Genomic DNA, 19,975 nt, shown 5'->3' on the forward strand with positions numbered 1-19,975 from the left:
CACACTCCCTGGGACCGGTGGAAAGGAGTGTGCGACAGGCTCTGGGAGCGTCTCAAGCGGTGTTCACTTCCACTTGAAGGGATAGATCGGTTTCTTCGTGGCGTACTGGGGAGGCCACACCGTTTCGTGCTTGCCGTTCTGGATCTGCTCCACCAGCATCTGGTGCTTGTTCTGGTTCGTGTAGCCGCTGTAGTCGATGAACCGGACGTCGCCCATGATGCCGTTCCAGTGGCCGCCGCGCAGCTCGGCGCGCAGCTTCTCGCGGTCGCCACCCACCTTGGCCGCGGCCTCCGCCATGACCATCATCGAGGCGTAGGCGTTGGCGGCATGGTAGGGCACCTCGGCCTTGCCGAACTTGGCCTTGTAGCGCGTCCCGAAGTCCTTGGCGCCGGGCCAGTTCACGTCGGTGGTCCACTGGGTGCTGGAGAACACGCCGTGGGAGATGGCCTGCTCCCGCGCGAACTCGGAGGAGGCGAAGCCCGCGCCCGCGCCCAGGAAGGCCTGGGGCTGGAGGCCCACTTCGCGCGCCTGGCGCATGAGCAGGATGCCATCGGCCACGTAGGACACCATGAAGACCAGATCAGGCTTGGCCGCCTTGACCTTCGCCAGGGTGGAACGGTAGTCCGGCGAGCCCGCTGCGTAGGCCTCCTCCATCACCACCTGGATGCCCACCTGGGCCGCGTAGGCCTTGGCGGACTTGGCACCTGAGGTGCCGAAGTCGGTGTTCTCGTTCAGGATGGCCATGGTCTTTGGCTTGCCCAGCTTCTGGGCCATGGAGATGAGGATGGAGGCGTAGTCCTCGGTGGTGGCGCTGAGGCGGAAGACGTACTTCTGGTTCTGCCGGGTGATGTCCTCCTTGGAGGCCACGGGCACCAGCAGGGGCACCCGGTATTTCTCGGCCAGCTTGGACACGGCGTTGGCGCAGGCGGAGCTGTAGGGCCCCACCACGGCGGCCACGCGGTCGCGGGTCACCAGCTTCTCCAGGGCCGACATGGAGACCTGGGGCTTGCCCGTGTCGTCCTCCGTGACCAGCTCGACCTTGATGCCCTTCTTCTGGAGGTCCTCCATGGCCAGCTTGTAGCCGTTGCTCATGTATTCGCCGATGGGCGCCTGGGTGCCCGTGGCACAGTTGATGACGCCGATCTTCACGGGCGTCTGCGCCTGCAGGGCGAGTCCGAACGCCATCAGCGAGGACAAGATCCTCTTGGTCATGGGCACCTCCGACAGTTTGGGTTGGTTTGGTGGGTGCCACCCTACCACGGACGCGGCGGTCAGATGAGGTTGAGGTCGATCCGAATGACGGAGGCCCCGCCCAGGCCCGGTGCCAGGGGCAAGGCACCTGCCTCCCCCTCCAGGCGGAGCAGGTGCCTGCGGCCCAGGTGCATTCCCAGCGCGGGTACCGCCACCGTGCCCTGGGCGACGAACAGCAGCGTGGTCCCTCCGGCGGGAACCACCACCTGGGAGGTCTCCAGGCGAAGGGTTTCCGTCACCACGCGGTACATCCCCGGGTCCACCATCAGGTTGAGATCCACCGACGGCCCATTGAGCAGGGTGGCCTCCGCCGGCCATTCCCCCAGAAAGCGCAGCGGGGCCAGGGGAACGTGGAGGTCCGCCCGCCCCCGGGCGCCGAAGTCGATGTCGAAGCCGGGACCGTCCAGCAGCCACAGCCACCGTTCGAGGCCCGGGAAAGCGGAGAAGGGTCCGGAAGAAGCCACCTCCGCGGAGCTGAGGCGCCAGCGGAATCCCGTGGCCAGCGAGCCATCCGGTGGCTCCACCGCCAGTTCCAGTGTGGTTCCCCCGCCGTTCTTCCAGGGCACGAGGCGCCCTTCCGAGGGGCGGGTCCATCGCCAGGCCATCACGCCCCGCCCAATCGGCGAGCCTCGTCCCGGCTCAGGATCTTCCAGGGCCGGGGCACGAGCCCGGGCACCCGCGCCATGTAGCCCCGGTAGGCAGGTCCGAACCGCGCGAGGAGCTTCCGCTCCTCCAACCGGGCGCCGAGAGCGATGTAGGCGGTGATCCACAGGGCCGACACCAGGAGCGACAGGCTCATGTCCCGCGTCCACAGGATCACCAGCGACAGGCAGTACCAGGGGTGGCGCACGAAGCGATGGAGGGCGGAGATGCGGAAAGGTTCCGTGTCCTCGCCTGCCGTCCGCCCCTCCCGCAGCTGGCGGAAGCCGAGGAATTCCGCCAGATCGTAGCCGGAACCGGACAGCAGCAGGACCGCGGCCAGGAGCGCCGCGCCGTTCATGACCCAGGCCAGGGGCCCGTGCCAGCGCCAGACCCACGGCCCAGGATGGCGCGCCAGGACCCACAGGATCGGGAGGAGGGCCAGGGTGGCGACCAGGTTGTAGACCAAGCGGTAGCCGGGCATTCCACGCGGAAATCGCGCCGCCGCGGCCCGCTTGAAACCCGTGGACGCCAGCAGGGAGTGGAGGGCGCCATAGGCCGCCCACAGCAGGGACAGCGCGATCGGCATGGCGGTCTCGGGACCCATGGAACGATTGTGGGACACCGCCCCTCCAGGACCAAGGGATGCCGGGGTATCCTTGGGGCATGCACCTCTCATGGCCCCCACCGGCGCGCCTGGCGCTTGTCCTCGTCCTGGTCTGGGCGGTCTACGTGCTGGTCTGGACCCCGGGGCCCTTGTCCCTGCGGATCCTGGGCCTCTACCCCAAGAAGCTGGGATCGAAGGTCGTGGGCTGGGCCGCCACCCGCACTCTGCCGGCCTCCTGGCGTGAGCCCCTGCTGGGGCGCTTCGCGGGCCACTACGGCATCGACCTGGCCGAGGCGGAGCGGCCCCTCGCCGACTACCCCAGCCTCCAGGCCCTGTTCACCCGCCGCCTCAAGCCGGGTCTCCGGCCCCAGGAGGCGGCCGCTCCCGGATTCCTGAACAGCCCCGTGGACGCCCGCATCATCGCCAGCGGCCGCATCACGTCGGGCACGGCCATCCAGGCCAAGGGCCTCACCTACCGCGTGGCGGAGCTCCTGAAGCACGAGCGCGGGGCGGAGCGCTTCGAGGGCGGCCACTACCTCACGCTCTACCTTTCGCCCAAGGACTACCATCGCATCCACGTGCCGCTGGAGGGCCGGGTCACGGCCGTCAGCCGCGTGGAGGGCGAGCTCTGGCCCGTGAACGACGCCAGCACCGCCAGCGTCCCGCGCCTCTATGAGCGCAACCGCCGGGCCGTGTGGACGGCCCTGGGTGCGGGCGCCTGCGAGGGGCTGGAGGTGGCCGCGGTGCTGGTGGGCGCCACCCACGTGGGCGGCGTGGTCATCGACGACCGCTGGCTCGGGGGCCGGGCCCTGCCGAGGGATGGCGGATTCCCCGTGAACCTGCTGCCCTGCTTGCCGGGTGAGGACCTCGGCACCTTCGAATTCGGCTCCACCGTGGTGCTGCTCGTGGGCGGCCCCAGAGCCAAGGATTGGGCGCCGCTCCGTGCGGAAGGGACTGTGAAGGTGGGACAGCGATTGGGAGCCTATCGGTGAACGAATCCGACCTCTTCCATCAGGATCCCCTCTGGGAGGAGGGCGGCGACCTGCCGGGCGCCCTGGAGGCCCTGTTCACCGCCGCTGGCGAGGTGCTGGACCTGCCTCGCCTGCGCGAGCTGACGGGCCTGGGCGACGGCGCCCTCCAGCAGGGCATCGAGAAGCTGCAGGAGCGGCTGGGCGGCTCCTGCGGTCTGCGCCTCCTGGAGGTCGGCGGCGGCTGGCGCATGGCCACCAGCCCGCTCTACAAGGAGATGGTCGCGCGGCTGGTGACCACCACCCGTAGCGGCAAGCTCACGCCGGCGCAGATCGAGGCGCTGGCCATCATCGCCTACCGCCAGCCCGTCACCATCACGGAGCTGAACGCCATCCGCGGCGTCACCAGCAGCGCCAACCAGGTGAAGAGCCTCATGGAGCGGCAGCTCATCACGCCCGCGGGACGCAAGCCCGTGGTGGGCCGGCCCATGATGTACGCCACCACCCAGGCCTTCCTGCTGCACTTCGGCCTGAAGAGCCTGCATGACCTGCCGCAGCTGGAGGACTTCGGGGAAGCGCGCCTGGAGGCCCAGGCCCTGGCCTCGCTGGAACCCCCGCTTCCCGAGGACGGCCTCTTCGGCGAAGGGGCCATGGAGATGATCGAGGACCTGCCGGACGAAGGGGCCGAACCATGAGCCAGCCCACCACCCTCAGCCTCCAGGAGCACCCGGAGAAGCCGAAGGTCGAAAGCCCCACCGGCTTCGTGCTCCAGTCCTGGCAGAAGGGCTGCCTGCTGATCGTGCTCCTCGGTGTCCTCTACCTGCGCATCTGGCGCCGCAAGCGGGCCCAGATCCTCGTGTGCAGCCACTGCGGGAAGAAGAACCCCCCGCACCAGAGCAACTGCCAGAAGTGCGCCGCCCCGCTGATGCGGATTCATGGATAGCTATCGGCTGTCAGCTGTCAGCCATCAGTAACTGACAGCTGATAGCTGACAGCTAGAACTCGATATCGATGGACTCTTCGGCGAGGTCGTTCTCTTCGCCCAGCACTTCGCAGGCGGCGCCGTACATCTGGAGCACGGCGGTCTTGCGGTTGCTCAGGCTGGTGAGCAGATCCTTCACGCGCTGCACTTCGGAGGCGATGGTGTTGTTGATCTGGGACACCTCGGAGCGGCAGCGCTCGCGGGTGGTCTCGTAGAAGGCCTTCTGATCCTGGCTCAGATCCATGGGTACTCCCGGGGGCTTCAAGTCTGTTCGGAAAAGCTGATCTTATCCGGGTCCAGGGTCCGGGGCCACCGGCTCAGGACCGGAGGCTCAGGACCAGCGGGCGATGGCCAGGAGGATCACCAGGATCACCGCGAGCCCCAGGATCACCGGCAGCATCCAGCGGGGCCGGGAGGGCATCTCTTCGATGGGTTCGAGGGCCTCGAGGGGCTCCAGGACCGGTTCGAACGACTCGCCGGCCCCAGGGGCCGGGGCCATCCGGACGGCGGTCTCCGTCCTGAGGCCCAGGATCTGCTGCATGCCGCTCGTGGTGCCAGCGGGGCGCGGGAACCGCGTCGCCAGGAGGCTTTCCAGACGCTCGAGGGGGCCGTTGAGCAGTGCCTGCATGTACTCCGCGACATCGTGCTCGGTGATGGGCGGCCCCTGCTGCTGGAGGTAGTCGCGCAGGTCGCGCTCCATGAAGCGGGCCGAAGGGTAGCGGTGATCGACGCTCTTCTGGAGCGCCCGGTTCACGATGGCCACCATCTCCTTCGACACGTTCGGATTCAGCGTGTGCAGGTCGGATACCCGGCCCAGCCGCACCTTCTCCAGGACACCCAGTTCCGAATCCGCCTGGAAGCAGCGCTCGCCCGTGAGCAGCTCGAAGAGCACCAGGCCGAGGGAATAGAGGTCCGAGCGGTTGTCGAGAACCTGGCCCGTGGCCTGCTCAGGGCTCATGTAGAGCAGCTTGCCCTTGAGCGCCCCGGCCACGGTGTGGCTGGCCTTGCTGGCCGCCTTGGCGATGCCGAAATCCACCAGCTTCACCGCGCCGTCGGTGGAGAGGATCACGTTCTGCGGGCTGATGTCCCGATGGACCAGCTTCAGCTCCCGGTCGTCGAACCCCCGCTTCCGATGGGCGTAGTCCAGGGCCGCGGCCACCTTCATCACCACGAAGGCCGCCACCTGCTCCGGAAAAGGGTGGCCGCATTCCCGCACCTTCCGGAGCAGGGTCCGGAGGTCGCGGCCGTTCACGTACTCCATGGCGATGTAGTAGGAATTCCCGGCCTTCCCCAGGTCGAAGATCTGCGCGATGTTCGGATGGGTCAGCTGGGCCGCCAGCTTGGCCTCGTCGATGAACATCGTGACGAAGTCCTCGTTGTCACTGAAGTGCGGCAGGATGCGCTTGATGGCCACAATCTTCTGGAAGCCCTGCACGCCCCGCTGCTGGGCCTTGAACAGTTCCGCCATGCCGCCGATGGCGATCTTCTCCAGCAGGAAGTAGTTCCCGTACTCCTCGAGGACCTCGGGCGTTCCCGTGACCGCCGGTGTGGCCTCCTGCGCGGGAGGGGCCTCGGGAGCGCCAGCCGGACCGCCGGACCAGGCGAAGGGATCATGGACGCCTGAGATGCCGCTCAGCGTGAACTCCGACGGTCCCAGCGGGCCGTCGGCCGGAACCGCGGATCGGGAAGCGCCAGCCGCCAAGGCCATGGCCGGCACCACCCGCACCAGGTTCCTCCCCTGGGCCGGTTCCGGTGGGGCCTCGACCTCTTCGATAACGCGGCCGAAGATCTCCGCGGCGCTGAGCGGGGGGTGGGCCGCCTGGACCTTCGGTTCCGCCTCCGGGGAAGCCGGTCCCGGCCCCTCTTCCAGATCGGCCAGCAGGTCACCGAAGATGTCGCTCGTCGTGAGCTTGGCGACCTCCGGGCGGTAGCGGCGGAGGATGGCGGCGATCTCGCCGTCGGGTCGGGTCCGTTCCAGGTATTCCTGCACCCCTGCCTCGGCCCTGTCGCCGCTTCCGGAGCCTTCGGTCAGCACCAGCACCGGCAGGCGCGGGTTCCTGGCGCGCAGATGCTGGACCAGGTCGCCATCCGTGCCTCCGGGTGCCGCCGAGTCCAGCAGCAGCAGGTCCGGATCCTGGCCGCCCTCGAGGAAGGCCGAGGTCCCGTCGTGGCGGATCCACTGGATCTCCCAGCCGTCGCCTTCCATGGCGGACACCAGGCCGGGAGTCCGCAGGGACTCGCCGTCCACAATGAGCAGAAGGGGGCGCGGCATGGGGTTCCGAGAAGAAGCAGTGAGGATCCAGGGTAGCGGGAGGGATTCCTCCTCGCCATAAGCCCTTTGGTGGAGTAGACTTTTCGTTCGGTCCGAACTCTGCCCTGCAGGTCGCGGCCAAATCCACGGGAAAGGAGGTGCATCCACATGCCTTTGGTCAAGGTCAAAGAAGACGAAACCTTCGAGTTCGCCCTTCGCCGCTTCAAGCGGAAGTGCGAGAAGTCCGGCATCCTCAGCGAGCTGAAGAAGCGCCAGCACTACGAGAAGCCCAGCACCAAGCGCAAGCGCAAGATGCTCGCCGCCCGCAAGAAGACCCTGAAGCGCCTCGCGCAGGAACGCCGCATGATCGGTTGAGATGAAGCTTCGCTTCATCTCGAAAAAGGCCCGCGGAAGCGGGCCTTTTGTTTTACTGAAGACTGAAGCCTGAGGATTGAAGACTGCTCCATGAACCCCGAACTCCACGCCCTTGAATTCCCCGATGCGGTGCGCCTGATCCAGTTCGGCGCCCGCACGGCGCCGGCGCGGGCGGCCCTGGGCGCCATGCAGCCCTGGGACGGGCTGGCGGGCCTGCGGCGGCTGCACCAGATGGAGCTGCAGGACCTCTGGATGCAGTCGCCGGACCTGCTGCCGGTCTTCCCCATGGACGAGGCCCTGGACGAGCTGCTGAACCCCGCGGGATGGCTGCAACCGGAGCACTGGCGGCAGCTTCGGGAGGGCCTCCGGGCCACGGCCCGCCTGCTGCAAAGCCTCACCGCCCTGCCCTGGCCCGAGGCCCGTCCGGCACCGGCGGGCACGCACCTGGGCATCGACCGGCTCCAGGTCACGGCGGCCCTGCTGCCCGATCCCGCCTCCATCGCGGAGCGCCTGACGAAGAGCTTCGACTCGGACGGCCGCCTGGATCCCCTGCGCATCCCGGCCCTTGCCAGCCTCCACCGCGGCCGCCAGGACGCCTTCCAGGCCGTGCAGGCCAAGCTCCAGAAGCTGCTTCGCACCGCGCCGGACGCCTTCAACGAGGCCACCATCGTCGAGCGCAACGGGCGCTTCTGCCTGCCCGTGCGCCAGGAGCGACGGAGCCTCGTGCCGGGCCTGGTGCTGGACCGCAGCGGCAGCGGCGCCACGGTCTTCATCGAGCCCATGGAGGCCGTGCCCCTCAACAACGCTTTCGTGGAGGCCGACCGCGACTACGCCCAGGCCGTGCAGGCCTTCCTGCGGGACCTGCTGGCGGAGCTGCGGGGCCGCCGGGAGGACTTCGCCCGCTGGCGGGACCTCCAGGCCCAGGCGGACCAGGGGCTCGCCCTGTTGCGCTGGGCCGCCCTCTGCGATGGGCGCCTGCCGGACGTGGAGACAGATCCCAAACAGGGCCGCCTCTGCCTGCTGGAGGCCCGCCACCCCATGCTGCTGCCCGCCGTGCGGGAGGCCATGGGCCTGGAGCCCCTGCCCCACGCGGTGGTGCCACTGAACCTGGTGCTGGAGGCGGAGAAGCCCGGGCTCGTCATCTCCGGCTCCAACACCGGCGGCAAGACGGTCGTCCTGAAGACCGTCGGCCTGCTCTCGGTGCTGGCCGCCTGCGGCTGCGCCGTGCCTGCGAAGGAAGGCTCCAGCTTCCCGGCCCTCCCCAGCCTCCATGCCGACATCGGCGACCACCAGACCATCACGGGAAGCCTCTCGACCTTCAGCAGCCATGTCTTGCATTTGAAGAAGATCCTGGAAAATGTCTATGACGGCGGCCTGGTGCTGCTGGACGAGCTGGGCACCGGCACGGATCCCAAGGAGGGCGCGGCCCTGGGCATCGCCATGCTCCAGACGCTGTCGCGCCGCCGCTGCTGGATCCTCTGCTCGACCCATCTGGGCGAGATCAGCCAGTGGGCCCTGCGACACACGCGCTTCCAGAACGCCTCCGTGCAGTTCGACGAGGACCGGCTGGCCCCGACCTACCGCCTGCTGGTGGGCCAGCCGGGCCAGAGCCGCGCCCTCACCATCGCCGCCAAACTGGGCCTGCCCAAGGCCGTGCTGGACCACGCCGACAAGGTGCTGGGCAAGCGGGAGCAGGACTGGCGGGACTTCCTGCGGGAGCTGGAGGCCGAGCGCACGCGCCTGCTGGAGGAGGCCGAGACCCTGCGCCAGCAGATGGCCGCGGCCGAGAAGGACCGGGAGATCCTCCGCCAGCGGGAGGAGAGGCTGCGCCAGGAGCGCGAGACCTTCCAGAAGGAATCGAAGGAGAAGGTGGACCGGGTGCTGGACTTCCTCGACCACGAGGGCAAGCGGCTCGTGAAGGAGCTGAAGGAGCGCCAGAAGACGGCCCAGGTGAACGCCGACCGCCTGGGCACGGAGGTCCACGAGCGGGTGAAGCAGCTCACCCGCCTGGCGGAAGCCGAGCTGGCGCCGCGGGGGACGAAGACGCAGCAGAGCGCCGGCCCCAAGGAGGTTCGGGAGGGCGGCTACGCCCGCCACCGCGGCCTGGGCGTGGAGGGCAAGGTCGTCTCCCTCAAGGGCGACCGGGCCACGCTGGAGACGCCCCAGGGACGCCGCCTGGAGTGCCGGCTGGGCGAACTGGAGCCCATCGGCGCGCGGGAAGTCGCGCCGAAGCCCACGGGCAAGGTGCGGGTACGGGCCGAGGCGCTGGACATCGAGTCCGAGATCAACCTCATCGGCCGCGCCAGCGACGATGTGGACAGCGAGATCTACCGCTTCGTGGAGGAGGCCCTGGCCGCGGGCCGGCGCTTCGTCCGCATCGTCCACGGGCACGGCACCGGCAGGCTGAAGGCGGCGGTCCGCGAAGCCCTGCGCGGCCACCCCGGCATCGCGCGGGTGGAGGACGCCCCCCAGAACCAGGGCGGCGCCGGCGCCACAGTCATCACCTTGAAATGAGGGCCCTGCCACGAGGAAGGCCCCGCGTTCGCGGGGCCTTCCTCGTGGTTCAACCGAATCAGAACTTGGCGCGGACGCCGAGCTGGACCTCGCGGGTGCTGCGATCGGGCAGGTTGATGAAGCCGAAATCGCTCACGGGGACGAAGCCGACGGTGCTGTTGCCCTGGGTTCCGGTGGTCAGCGTGGTGCGCTGGTTGGCCCAGTTCGGGAGGTTGAAGATGTCGATGAAGGTCTGCACCTCGAAACGGCGGGCGATCTTGAAGTCCCGGCTCAGGCGCAGGTCCAGGCTGCGGGCCGAGGGCTGGCGGAACTGGTTGCGCTCGGTGCTGGGGCTGTAGTCGTTCGTCGCGCCGTCGCCGTTCAGGTCGCCGGAGTAGGAGACCCCCGCGATGGTGCGGCCGGTGTTGAAGGAACTGTAGGGTCGCCCGGAGGTGTAGCTGAAGTTCACGGCGCCCTGGATGCCCCAGTAGACGGGGAAATAGCCAGCGAAGACCACGCGCCAGCGGCGGTCGTTGTCGCTGTAGGCGTAGGTGGCCAGGGGATCCGCCGGGTTGTTGACGTTGGAATCCGAACTGGCGCTGGCGGTGGTGCGCTCGTTGGAGTTGTTGTCCCGGGCCTTGGACCAGGTCACGTTGGAGGTGAAGCCCCATCCGGACTCGGCCCGCTTGGACAACGTGAGGATCAGGGCCTGGTACTTGCCTTCTCCATCGTTCCGGCTGAGGAACACGTCCCCGAAGCCGGTGAAATCCAGCACCCGACCCGCCACCACGGCCTTGCCGGGCCGGGCGCCGCCGAACTGGTTGGTGGTGAGGGGATAGCCATCGTTGTAGTACGAGCCGGCGGGTGCCCCGGTCTGGTTCAGGTTGATGTTGACGAAGTACTGGAGGTTCTCGAACTTCGCATACACGCCCTGGATACCCACGGTGTAGCCGCTGTCGTAGGCGTGCTCCACACCCAGGGCGGCGCGCTTGGCCACGGCCAGGTCATTCCGGGGATCCCAGACCTGTCCCTGCTTCGAGTTGGTGTTGCCCACCGTCGAGAGCAGCGTGGGATCGAGCCGGGTGAGGGTGGTTCCGGACACGCGGTTGGCGTAGGACAGGGGCCCGGAGTTGAACAGGGCGTTGGTGGACGCGCCGTTGGAGATCCGGTAGGTGGAGGTGGTGTTCCCGTTGCTGTTCATCGTGTTGGACACGGTGAGGCTGGCGTTCGGGCTCGAGAACCAGCCGTAGCCGCCGCGGATGAGGGTCTTGCCGTTGCCCTTCAGGTCGTAGGTGAAGCCGAACCGGGGGTCGTACGACGTGGCGTCGTTGGCCTGGTCCAACCCGGCGAACTGCGGGTTCGGACGCGGATTGTCCGGCTGGTTCTCGCGGGTGGCGCGGAGGCCGAGGCTGAGGAGCAGGCGGCGGTCCAGGAGGCCCTGATACTGGCCCTGGACATACCCGGCGAAGAGCTTGGACTTGTAGGAGATGGCCCCGCCGTAGTTGCTGAAGGCGCCCTGGTAGACCAGCGTGTCACCGGTGCCCACGGTGCCCGTGGCCCAGCGGCTGGCCGTGGCGTAGTTCCCGAACTGGAAGGAGCCGTTCTGGTAGCGGAAGAAGGTGTTCTTGAAGTCGAAGAACTGGAGGTCCACACCGCCCTTCACCGTCCAGTCGCCCTGGCTCCAGGTGAGGTTGTCGATGACCTGCCAGCTGTACTCGTCCAATCCGTTGGGGAGGAAGTTGTTCTGGCCCGCCGTGAAGCCGCTGTTCACCTGGAGCTCCGGGGCGGCGGTGGTATTGGCGTAGCGGGGGCGGCGCTCGATGGCGCGCTGGATGCGGGCCTCGTTCACCAGGTTCGAGCCGAAGATGCTGTTCAGCTCGGCCACCCAGGAAAGGCCGCTGTTCTTCTCCAGGCCCTGCTGCGTCTGACCCGTGGTGGGGGCGAAGGTGCTGGTGAAGGAGGTCGTGCCGTTCTCGGACTTCCAGTCTTGGGCATTCACGCGCAGGGTGGCCCGGTGGTTCTCGTTGATGGTCCAGTCCAGGCGCCCGAAGTAGACGGTGTTGGTGCGGTCGTTCGTGTAGCTGCGGCCGCCCTCCTGGGCCAGGGTCCGTCCGTCATTCCCCATCACCAGGCCGCCGAAGGTGCCGATGAAGGTGTTGAAGGCCGCCAGGTTCGTGGAGGTGGAGGTGCCGATGGCGAAGTCCGGCGTCATGTCCTCTTTGTACTTGTAGGTCTCGACGCCCACGAAGAAGAACAGCTTGTCCTTGATGATGGGACCGCCCACGTTCACGTTGAACTGAGTCTGGGTGAAGTTCTTCGTCAGGGCCTTGTCCGTGTTGGTGGTTCCGCGCGGATCGTAGGGCACGGGCCGGATCTTGGCGACCAGGGACTTCGGCCGGACCTGGTAGAGGGCCGACCCGCTGAACTCGTTGGTGCCCGTCTTGGAGACGGCGTTGATCACCGCGCCCGCCGCGTTGCCGTACTGGGCGTCGAAGGCGTTGGTGATGATCTGGAGTTCCTTGATGGTGTCGGCGCCGAAGGCAAAGGGGATGCGGGTGGAGCCGCGCTGTTCGCCGAAGAAGTTCGACTGGTACGAGGCGCCATCGATCGTCAGATTGTTCTGGATGCCCCGGGCGCCCTCCATGGACACGCGGTTGTTGTCGGAGTCGTAGACGGAGCCGGGCGTGAGCTGCACCAGGGCCGTGAAGTCGCGGCCGCCCGCCAGGGGGAGCGATTCCACCAGCTTGCTGTCCACCGCGGTGACGCTGTTCACCTGGGTGGTGTCCAAGGTCTGGGAGGAGGCCACGATCTCCACCATGGCGGAGGCCTCAGCCAGGTCCAGGCTGAAGTTGGCGACGGTGTTCTGGCCCAGGGATACCTGGACCCGAGTGTCCTTCAGGGCCCGCATGCCGGCGGCGGTCACCGTGAGTTCGTAGCTGCCCACCGGCAGCAGCCCGATCTGGTACTCGCCCTGGGCAGAGGTGGTGGCTGTGCGGACCAGACCTGTTTCCAGGTTCCGCAGGGAAAGGCTCGCACCAGGAACCACCTGACCCGTCTTGTTCCGGACCACGCCGCGCACCGCGCCGGCCGTGGAGGAGGTCTGGGCCGAGGCGACCGTGGCGCAGGCCAGGGCCGTCAGCGTGAAGGTTGCCCAACGTCGGTTCATGATCGCTCCTGGGGCCAGGGAAATTGGCCGCCGATTAGAAATACGGGTCCCGGTTTATTCCGGTCCTCCGCGGCTGGGAAAGATCAAGGATCTCCGATTCTGATCGAGCGACTCAAGTGCCATTTTTGCCCAAAAAGTTTCCGGCAAATCCCAACAGCCTTCACCGGGCCCTCATGGCGGGCCTCTCAGGCCAGGTTTCGTGATTTCAGGAAGGTCACGAACCCGAAATCCCCGTCGCTGATGTGGTGCTTCAGCCAGCCTTCCATGAAGGTCGGCACCATCAGGGCCAGGGCGTGGGGGCTCTCCTGGAACTTGCTGAGCAGCTCGTGGAGGCTCGTGAGCATGGACGCGTGCTCGGCCACATGCTGAGTCAGGTCCGGGTAGGCGTACCGCGCCATGAAGGATTCCTCGGTGGCGAAGTGGCGCTCGGAATGGCTGACCAGCGTGGCCAGGAGCGCCTCCACCTCCGTACGGTCAGCGCCCGACTGGACGGAACTCCTGAGCCGGTCCACCGTGGAGAAGAGTTCCTGGTGCTGCTCGTCGATGATCTGGATGCCCGTGTTGTAGCGGGTGTTCCAAACAACGTCCATGGGCCAGATCCTTTTCGCGGCGACAGGTTGGGGATCCGGTCAGAGGCCGACGCGAGCGGGCATGCACCACACGGATCTTTCCACAGGGGACTTCCAGCTGAATGTAGTCTTCCACGACATCCAGATCAAGAAGATTGTGATTTCCCATCTGATCCCTGGCGGCGAATGGGAAAGGGCCCCATGGGGGCCCTTGGATGGTACCGGTGGTCGGACTCCGGTTCCCGCCGCGCGGCTGGCTGGCCACGGCGTTTCCGGCGGCGCCACCATTCGCCAAAGGCGAATAGGACCGCATCGGCGAAGCCGATGGCGGCACGAAGTGCGAAGGGCGTCGGCTCCGAGTCAGCCTGGCCGCCATCCGCGATTTCGAGCCCGACCACCGGATACGAGAAGGGCCCCGTCGGGGCCCTCGGATGGTACCGGTGGTCGGACTCGAACCGACACTCCTTTAGGGGGAAACGGATTTTGAGTCCGTCGCGTCTGCCATTTCGCCACACCGGCGCGAAGGGCCAGGATAGCGCGGCGACGCGGGTTCTCACAATGCCGTGAGGGGAATCCTCCGCCCCGCCCCGAAGGCCTTGGGGCTCACCTTGAACGCGAAGGGGAGCTGGCGCCGCTTGAATTCCATCCGGCGCAGGAGCCCCAGAATCCGCGGCAGGGAGGCTCTGGCCTGGGCCAGGGCGGGGCCTTCCAGCAGCAGGGCCAGATCCTCTGCGAGGCCCTCCTCGGGACGCTGGGCCTCCAATGCCGCGCCCAGGATGGCGTCCAGCTGGGCGTAGGGCAGCAGGCTGGCCTCGTCCGTCTGGTCCGGGCGCAGCTCCGCCGTGGGGGGGCGCTCCACCACGCCGCGGGGCACGGCCTCGCCGAGTTCCCGCGCCACCGCGTACACCCGGGCCTTGAGGCAGTCGCCCAGCGGTGCGAAGGCCCCGATGCCGTCGCCATAGAGGGTGAAGTATCCGGTGGCCGCTTCGCTCTTGTTGCCCGTGTTCAGGACGGCCACCCGGCCGGTGCCGAGGCGCCGATGGACCTCCGGCTCCGACGTCAGGGCCATGAGCAGGCTGCCGCGGCAGCGGCTCTGCAGGTTCTCGTCCGTGAGGCTGAAGGCGCGGCCCGGAAGCGCCTGTTCCAGCGCGGCGGTGAACTCCGCGAATGGCGCGTCCACGTTGATGTGCAGGAAGCCCATGCCGAGCTGCCGGGCCTGCTGCTCCGCCAGGGCCGAGCTCTCCCCGCTGCTGAAGCGCGTGGGCAGGGCCACGCCCAGCACGCGGCCCGGCCCCAGGGCCTCCACCGCGAGCGCCGCGGCCACGGCGCTGTCGATGCCGCCGGACAGCCCCATCACCACCGCCTCGAGCCCCTGCTTGGCCAGGTTTTCGCGAATCCCCAGCACCAGGGCGGTCCGCAGCCAAGATCCCTCCTCGACGGGCCGCCATGCCGCGCCGGGCCGCTCCGTGTCCACCATGGAGAGGCCCTGGTGGAACGGCTCGCAGCCCTGCCAGCGCCCATCGGGAAGGGCGAGACCCGATCCGCCATCGAAGAGCAGCCAGCTCTCGGCGCCCACCCGGCTGGCGTAGGCGATGGGAACCGCGTGCTTCCGGGCAAGCCCCGGCAGGAGGCGCTGGCGCTGCGCGTCCTTCGAGGGGATGGCCCAGGGGGCGGTGCGCCCCGGCGGCAGCCAGCTCCCGAGGCCACTGGGGCTCGCGCTGGCGTTGAGGATCAGCGTGGCGCCCGCGGCGACCAGGTCCGCGACGGGATCGATGCCGTAGTCCACCGGCGCATTGCCCAGCTGCGGATCCGCCCAGAGGTCCTCGCAGATGGACAGGCCGACGCGATGGCCGCCGAAGGCCACCAGCGGCTGGGGCGAGAGGTCCGGCTCGAAGTAGCGGTGCTCGTCGAAGATGTCGTAGCTCGGCAGCACCCGCTTGTGCGCGCAGTGGCGCAGGGCGCCGCCCTCGCACCACCACAACTCATTCCAGAGGCGGCCCGAGGGGGCGGGCCGCGCCGTGCCGAAGAGCAGCGGTACCTTCCCTGTCAGCGCGGCCAGGCGGTGGGATTCACGCTCGATCCGGTGGCGCAGCCCCTGCTCCCAGAGCCGGTCCTCGGCCAGGTATCCGGGGATGGCGAGTTCCGGCGCCAGGACCAGCTCCGCCCCCGCGGCCACGGCCTCCGCATAGGCGGCTTCCAGGATCCGGCCGTTGCCTTCGGGATCTCCCAGGCGGGCGTTGAGCTGGAGCAGGGCGATGCGCATGGCTACCAACTTACCAGCGGATCTCCGCGCAGGTGCCGCCCCCCTCGCGCCGCGCCAGGCGCAGGTCCGCTCCCTGGGCGTTCAGCCACTTCAGCGCCAGGGGGAGCCCGAGCCCCGTCCCGTCCGGCCGACCGCTCTCGAAGGGCCGGAGCATGCGGATGGCCGTGTCTTCGGACAACCCGGGACCATCGTCCTGGATGTCGATCCGCCCCTGGGCCACCCTCACCAGGATCCGCCCGCCCAGAGGCGTGGCCTGGCAGGCGTTCTCCAGCAGGTTCACCAGGGCCTGGTGGAGCAGCAGCGGGTCGCCCGTGGCCTCTCCTTCTCCCTCCACCGCCAGGACGCGGCCCTGGCTCACCGGCCGGCGCTTCAATTCCACCACCGCCTGGGCGACCGTCTCCTCCAGGCGGAGCGGTTCCGCGGCCGGATCCAGCGGCTTGGCCCATTGGAGGAACCGCTGGACGAGCCGCTCCAGATCCTCGGTCTCCTCCAGTAGGGCCTCCGCGGCCTCGCCATGGCCGCTCCGCTTCAGCATCTGGCCCCGGCCCTTGAGGACCGCCAGCCCGTTCTTCAGCTGATGGGCCACGCCCGCGGTCATCTCGCCCAGATCCGCGAACCGCTCCCGCAGCTGCCGGCGATGCGCCTCCGCCTCGGCCTCGGTGACATCCTCGAACTGCACGAGCGCGCCGATGCGATCCGGGGCCTCGATGCGCTGGAGCCGCCAGCGGCGCCCGCCGGCGGCGCACCGCCAGGGGGGGCCGGGATCCCGCCCCAGGGCCTCCCGCAGCCAGGGGAAGGGTTCCAGCACGAACGCCGCCTCCAGGCCCACCACGCCGGGCCGGACCCCCAGGAGGTCGCAGCCCCTCTGGTTCAGCGCCGCCAGCCGCTGGCGCTGATCCACCCACAGCACGCCCATGGGGAGCGCGTCCAGCAGCCGCTCGTGGACGGTCCGGAGTTCCCCGAGGGAGTTCGCCAGCTCCCCCCGCTCCCGCAGGCTGCCGGACACCGCAGAGAGCAGGAGGGCTTCGGGATCCGCCTTCGCGCGGCGGTGCAGCCGCGCCAGGCGCACGAGGACAAGGGCCAGGCCGCCGAGGGCCACCCCCGCGGGAAGGGCGAGGGCCAGCCACACGATGGTACGGGACAGCGGTTCCATCGCCCCAGGGTATGCTCATTCTCATGGACAGGCAGCCCATCTACGTGGTGTCCGGAGGTTCCGGCGAGACCGCCATGCGGATGGTGCAGGCGGCGCTGACCCAGTTCGCCAAGGGGGAAGGCTCCGCCCTGGTCCGGAGGTTCCAGAACGTGCGGTCCAAGGAGGACATGGACCGGGTGCTCCAGCTGGCCGCGGACAAGCGGGCGGTGATCATCCACACCACGGTGTCGCGGGAGATGCGGTTCTACCTCGCGGACCGCTGTGCGGAGCTGCGGCTCACCCAGGTGGACCTCTTCGGCAACCTGCTGGACACCCTGGCCCTCTACCTCCGGGAGCGCCCGGAGGAACGCCCGGGCAGCTTCCACGCGGTGGGCGACAAGTATTTCCGCCGCATCGAGGCCATCGAGTTCGCGCTGAAGTTCGACGACGGCATCGATATGGCCGGCCTGCCGGACGCCGACATCGTGCTGGTGGGCATCAGCCGCACCAGCAAGACACCGCTCTCCATGTACCTCGCCATGGAAGGCTACAAAGTGCTCAACGTGCCGCTGGTGCCCGGCGTGCCGCCGCCCCCCGAGCTCGATTCCATCCCCCAGGGCCGCATCGTGGGGCTCACCATCCAGCCGGACCGGCTCCAGGAGATCCGCGCCTACCGCCTCAAGCGCCTCGGCGCGACCGGCACCGCGGACACCTACAGCGACCTGGGCCGCATCCTGGAGGAGCTGGTCTACGCTGACGAGGTCTTCAAGCAGCACCGCCGCTGGCCCATCCTCGATGTCACTGGCCGCAGCATCGAGGAAACCGCCGGCCTGGTGCTGGACCGGGTGTTCGGCAAGGAACGGGCGGTCTAAAGCTCATCCTCCAGCCGCTTCACGATGGTTCGGAGGATCTTGATCCGGCCGTAGTACTTGTCCTCGCTCTCCACCAGGGTCCAGGGGGCGATCTCGGTGCTGGTGCGGTCGAGCATGTCGCAGATGGCCGTTTCGTAGGCGGGCCACTTCTCGCGGTTGCGCCAGTCCTCCTCCGTGATCTTGAAGCGCTTGAAGGGAGTCGTCTCGCGCTCCTGGAAGCGGCGGAGCTGCTCCTCCTGGCTGATGGAGAGCCAGAACTTGAGGAGGATGCTCCGGCTGCGGACGATCTGGTCCTCGAACTCGTTGATCTCGCTGTAGGCCCGCTGCCAGTCCGTCTCGGAGCAGAATCCCTCCACCCGCTCCACCAGCACCCGGCCGTACCAGCTGCGGTCGAAGATGGCCACCCGGCCGCGGCGCGGCAGGTGGCGCCAGAACCGCCAGAGGTAGGGCTGGGCCCGCTCGTCCTCCGTGGGCGCCGCGATGGGGTGGATCTGGTACAGCCGGGCGTCCAGGGCTTGGGTGACGCGGCGGATGCCGCCCCCCTTCCCCGCCGCGTCCACACCCTCGAAGGCCAGCACCACGGCGTGTTTCCGGAAATTTCGATGGCGGGTGAGCAGGTTCAGCTTCCCTTGCAGCGTGAGGAGCTCGTCCTCGTAGTCCTTCTTGTCCATCCGCCGGGTCAGGTCCAGGGCCCGCAGGATGTTGACGTCATCGATGGGCTTGCGGGCCGGGTGGCTCGGCAGGACCGGGATGACGGGCGCCGGCTGGTCGAGTCGGGCCCTCAGCCGCTCCAGCAGGATCTTCCCCACCGTGAGCCGCTGGTAGCGGGGATCGGTGGCCTCCACCACGATCCAGGGGGCATCCCCCGTGCTGGTGGACCGCAGCGCCCGTTCGGACACCTCGCGGAAGGTGTCGTACATCTCGAAGCGCTTCCAGTCCCCTGGCGTCACCCGCCAGCGGGTCTTGGGATCCTTCTCCAGCCCTTTCAGGCGCTTCTTCTGTGCGTCCTTCCCCAGGTGCATCCAGAACTTCAGCACCAGGGCGCCCTCGTGGATGAGCATCTGCTCGAAGCGCGCCACCCGGGCCATGTCCTGGTCCAGGTCCGAGGTCTTGATCCGCCCGTAGGCCCGCTCCAGGATGGGCCAGGTGTACCAGGAGCCGTCGAAGATGCCGATCTTGCCCTTGGGCGGCAGCAGGCGCCAGTAGCGGTACATGTGGGGCCGCTCGCGTTCCTCGTCCGAGGGCTCCGCGAGGCCGTGGGTCTGGATGTGCCGCGGGTCCATCCACTCGTTGAGGGTGTTCACGGTCTCGCTCTTGCCGGCCCCGTCCACGCCCGCCACGAGGATGATGACGGGGAACTTCGCCGAGGACAGGTCGTACTGGGCGTCCAGCAGCGCCTCCCGCAGGAGGGGGACCTCGCGCTCCCACGCCTCCTTCTCGATCCTGTGGCCGAGCTCCGCGGATTCGAACATGGTTCCTCCGGGGCGGATGGTCCGCGCGTCGAGCCGACGGCGCGATGGGTGATTCTAGGCCGCTTCCTGTGATCATGGAGGTCTGGAGCTCCCATGATCCGATCCGCCGCCTTCCTGCTTCCCGCGTGCCTGCTGGCCACCCAGGCCCCGGTCGCCCCCAAGGGCCCGGTGCGGGCGGTCCGTCTGTCGCTCCAGGGCACGGCCCCGGACCTGGACCTGCCGAAGCTGGAGGCGGACCTCGCGGCCCGCCTGAAGGAGGGTGGCCTCGGCGTCCTCACCCCCTCGGAGGCCGCCGGTCAGGGCGCCTACAAGCTCGATCTCACGATGGAGGCCACGCCCCTGCCCGAAGGAGCGCACCTCCTCGCCATCCACGGCGCCCTGGAGCGCCTCACGGACCTGGAGGGAATGCCCCGGGACGAGGAGTACCGCTGGACGGGTGCCAGCCTCTCCGCCCACGCCGCCGGGCAGGAGCTCCCGGCGGAGGCCTCGCGGATCGCCTCCCTGATCGCCCTTTCGCTCCTCGGCAAGGCCCAGGCGGCCCGGACCCTCATCGGCACGCCCGCCCCCCTGGCCATCCCGATTCCGCCCTCGCCTCTGCCGAAGCCCGTGGAGGTGGCCTTCGCCAAGGACCTGATCCGACACCAGCCCCTCGCCCCGACCTATCCGCCCCTGGCCAAGGCCAAGAGCCTCCAGGGCACCGTCCAGGTGATCGTCGCCGTGGACCCCGAGGGTCGCCCGGTCCGGGCCGTCGTCGAAAACGGGCCCCAGGATCTCCGCGCCACGGCCCTGCAGTACGTGCTCCAGTGGCGGTTCACGCCGGTGGTCCAGGACGGCGCGGCCCGGTGGGCCTGGTTCAGGCTGCCCATCCCCTTCAGGCTCCTGGAGCCTGCCGTCGATCCCGCACGGACGAAGCGCCCCTAGGGCCTGTTTTCAAA

The 19,975-nt window shown here is 68.7% G+C and carries 17 protein-coding genes and 1 tRNA gene; 7 read left to right on the plus strand and 11 right to left on the minus strand.

The window, feature by feature from the left end:
- Positions 1-63 precede the first annotated feature (63 nt).
- From MLG87_RS05005 to MLG87_RS05015, 3 genes are read right to left on the minus strand one after another with little or no spacing between them, the layout of a single operon-like run.
- Positions 64-1,212 carry an ABC transporter substrate-binding protein gene (locus MLG87_RS05005; RefSeq protein WP_243294102.1) on the minus strand — a complete coding sequence of 383 codons (1,149 nt, stop codon included), beginning with the start codon at positions 1,210-1,212 and terminating at the stop codon, positions 64-66.
- A 59-nt stretch (positions 1,213-1,271) separates the two neighbouring features.
- Entirely contained in the window at positions 1,272-1,856 is a 585-nt protein-coding gene (locus MLG87_RS05010; protein WP_243294103.1) for a HutD/Ves family protein, read from the minus strand.
- Positions 1,856-2,515 carry a methyltransferase family protein gene (locus tag MLG87_RS05015; RefSeq protein ID WP_243294104.1) on the minus strand — a complete coding sequence of 220 codons (660 nt, stop codon included), beginning with the start codon at positions 2,513-2,515 and terminating at the stop codon, positions 1,856-1,858. The genes MLG87_RS05010 and MLG87_RS05015 overlap by 1 nt, the downstream gene beginning before the upstream one ends.
- Before the next feature lie 41 nt (positions 2,516-2,556).
- On the opposite strand from MLG87_RS05015, the gene asd reads away from it, so the two are divergent.
- From asd to MLG87_RS05030, 3 genes are read left to right on the plus strand one after another with little or no spacing between them, the layout of a single operon-like run.
- Entirely contained in the window at positions 2,557-3,489 is a 933-nt protein-coding gene (gene asd, locus MLG87_RS05020) for an archaetidylserine decarboxylase (protein WP_243294105.1), read from the plus strand.
- Entirely contained in the window at positions 3,486-4,160 is a 675-nt protein-coding gene (scpB, locus tag MLG87_RS05025; RefSeq protein WP_243294106.1) for an SMC-Scp complex subunit ScpB, read from the plus strand. The genes asd and scpB overlap by 4 nt, the downstream gene beginning before the upstream one ends.
- Entirely contained in the window at positions 4,157-4,408 is a 252-nt protein-coding gene (locus tag MLG87_RS05030) for a hypothetical protein (protein ID WP_243288000.1), read from the plus strand. The genes scpB and MLG87_RS05030 overlap by 4 nt, the downstream gene beginning before the upstream one ends.
- 52 nt (positions 4,409-4,460) lie before the next feature.
- Here MLG87_RS05030 and MLG87_RS05035 read toward each other — a convergent pair whose 3' ends face one another.
- On the minus strand, positions 4,461-4,691 hold the full coding sequence (locus MLG87_RS05035) for a hypothetical protein (protein ID WP_243288001.1): 231 nt from the start codon (positions 4,689-4,691) through the stop codon (positions 4,461-4,463).
- Between the two features lie 87 nt (positions 4,692-4,778).
- Complete coding sequence (locus MLG87_RS05040) at positions 4,779-6,719, minus strand: protein kinase domain-containing protein (RefSeq protein WP_243294107.1); 1,941 nt, start codon at positions 6,717-6,719, stop codon at positions 4,779-4,781.
- Between the two features lie 147 nt (positions 6,720-6,866).
- Here MLG87_RS05040 and rpsU point away from each other — a divergent pair, with 147 nt between their 5' ends.
- Both rpsU and MLG87_RS05050 read left to right on the plus strand, forming a co-directional pair.
- Positions 6,867-7,073 (plus strand): 30S ribosomal protein S21, encoded by a 207-nt coding sequence (rpsU, locus tag MLG87_RS05045; RefSeq protein WP_026852993.1) that lies wholly within the window; start codon positions 6,867-6,869, stop codon positions 7,071-7,073.
- A gap of 90 nt (positions 7,074-7,163) precedes the next feature.
- Complete coding sequence (locus MLG87_RS05050; RefSeq protein WP_243294108.1) at positions 7,164-9,587, plus strand: endonuclease MutS2; 2,424 nt, start codon at positions 7,164-7,166, stop codon at positions 9,585-9,587.
- 58 nt (positions 9,588-9,645) lie between these two features.
- Here MLG87_RS05050 and MLG87_RS05055 read toward each other — a convergent pair whose 3' ends face one another.
- The 5 genes from MLG87_RS05055 to MLG87_RS05075 form a co-directional block, all read right to left on the minus strand.
- The gene (locus MLG87_RS05055) at positions 9,646-12,732 is read right to left on the minus strand and encodes a TonB-dependent receptor (RefSeq protein ID WP_243294109.1); all 3,087 of its coding nucleotides are present in this window, start codon (positions 12,730-12,732) and stop codon (positions 9,646-9,648) included.
- A gap of 185 nt (positions 12,733-12,917) precedes the next feature.
- The gene (locus MLG87_RS05060; protein WP_243294110.1) at positions 12,918-13,322 is read right to left on the minus strand and encodes a bacteriohemerythrin; all 405 of its coding nucleotides are present in this window, start codon (positions 13,320-13,322) and stop codon (positions 12,918-12,920) included.
- A 411-nt stretch (positions 13,323-13,733) separates the two neighbouring features.
- Positions 13,734-13,820: transfer RNA gene (locus MLG87_RS05065), tRNA-Leu, on the minus strand.
- A 34-nt stretch (positions 13,821-13,854) separates the two neighbouring features.
- The gene (gene nadE, locus MLG87_RS05070; protein ID WP_243294111.1) at positions 13,855-15,564 is read right to left on the minus strand and encodes an NAD(+) synthase; all 1,710 of its coding nucleotides are present in this window, start codon (positions 15,562-15,564) and stop codon (positions 13,855-13,857) included.
- Positions 15,565-15,574: 10 nt separating this feature from the next.
- On the minus strand, positions 15,575-16,717 hold the full coding sequence (locus MLG87_RS05075) for a sensor histidine kinase (protein ID WP_243294112.1): 1,143 nt from the start codon (positions 16,715-16,717) through the stop codon (positions 15,575-15,577).
- 23 nt (positions 16,718-16,740) lie between these two features.
- Between MLG87_RS05075 and MLG87_RS05080 the strand changes: the two genes are divergently transcribed.
- Positions 16,741-17,568, plus strand: a complete 828-nt coding sequence (locus tag MLG87_RS05080) for a pyruvate, water dikinase regulatory protein (RefSeq protein ID WP_243294113.1) — start codon at positions 16,741-16,743, stop codon at positions 17,566-17,568.
- Here MLG87_RS05080 and pap read toward each other — a convergent pair.
- Complete coding sequence (gene pap, locus MLG87_RS05085) at positions 17,565-19,040, minus strand: polyphosphate:AMP phosphotransferase (protein ID WP_243294114.1); 1,476 nt, start codon at positions 19,038-19,040, stop codon at positions 17,565-17,567. The two genes, MLG87_RS05080 and pap, sit on opposite strands and share 4 nt — an antisense overlap.
- A 93-nt stretch (positions 19,041-19,133) precedes the next feature.
- On the opposite strand from pap, the gene MLG87_RS05090 reads away from it, so the two are divergent.
- On the plus strand, positions 19,134-19,961 hold the full coding sequence (locus tag MLG87_RS05090; protein WP_243294115.1) for an energy transducer TonB: 828 nt from the start codon (positions 19,134-19,136) through the stop codon (positions 19,959-19,961).
- The last annotated feature ends 14 nt before the right edge of the window (positions 19,962-19,975 follow it).

Origin of the sequence: Geothrix mesophila, assembly GCF_022808835.1 — a bacterium.
In the GTDB taxonomy this organism is placed as follows: Bacteria; Acidobacteriota; Holophagae; order Holophagales; family Holophagaceae; genus Geothrix; species Geothrix paludis.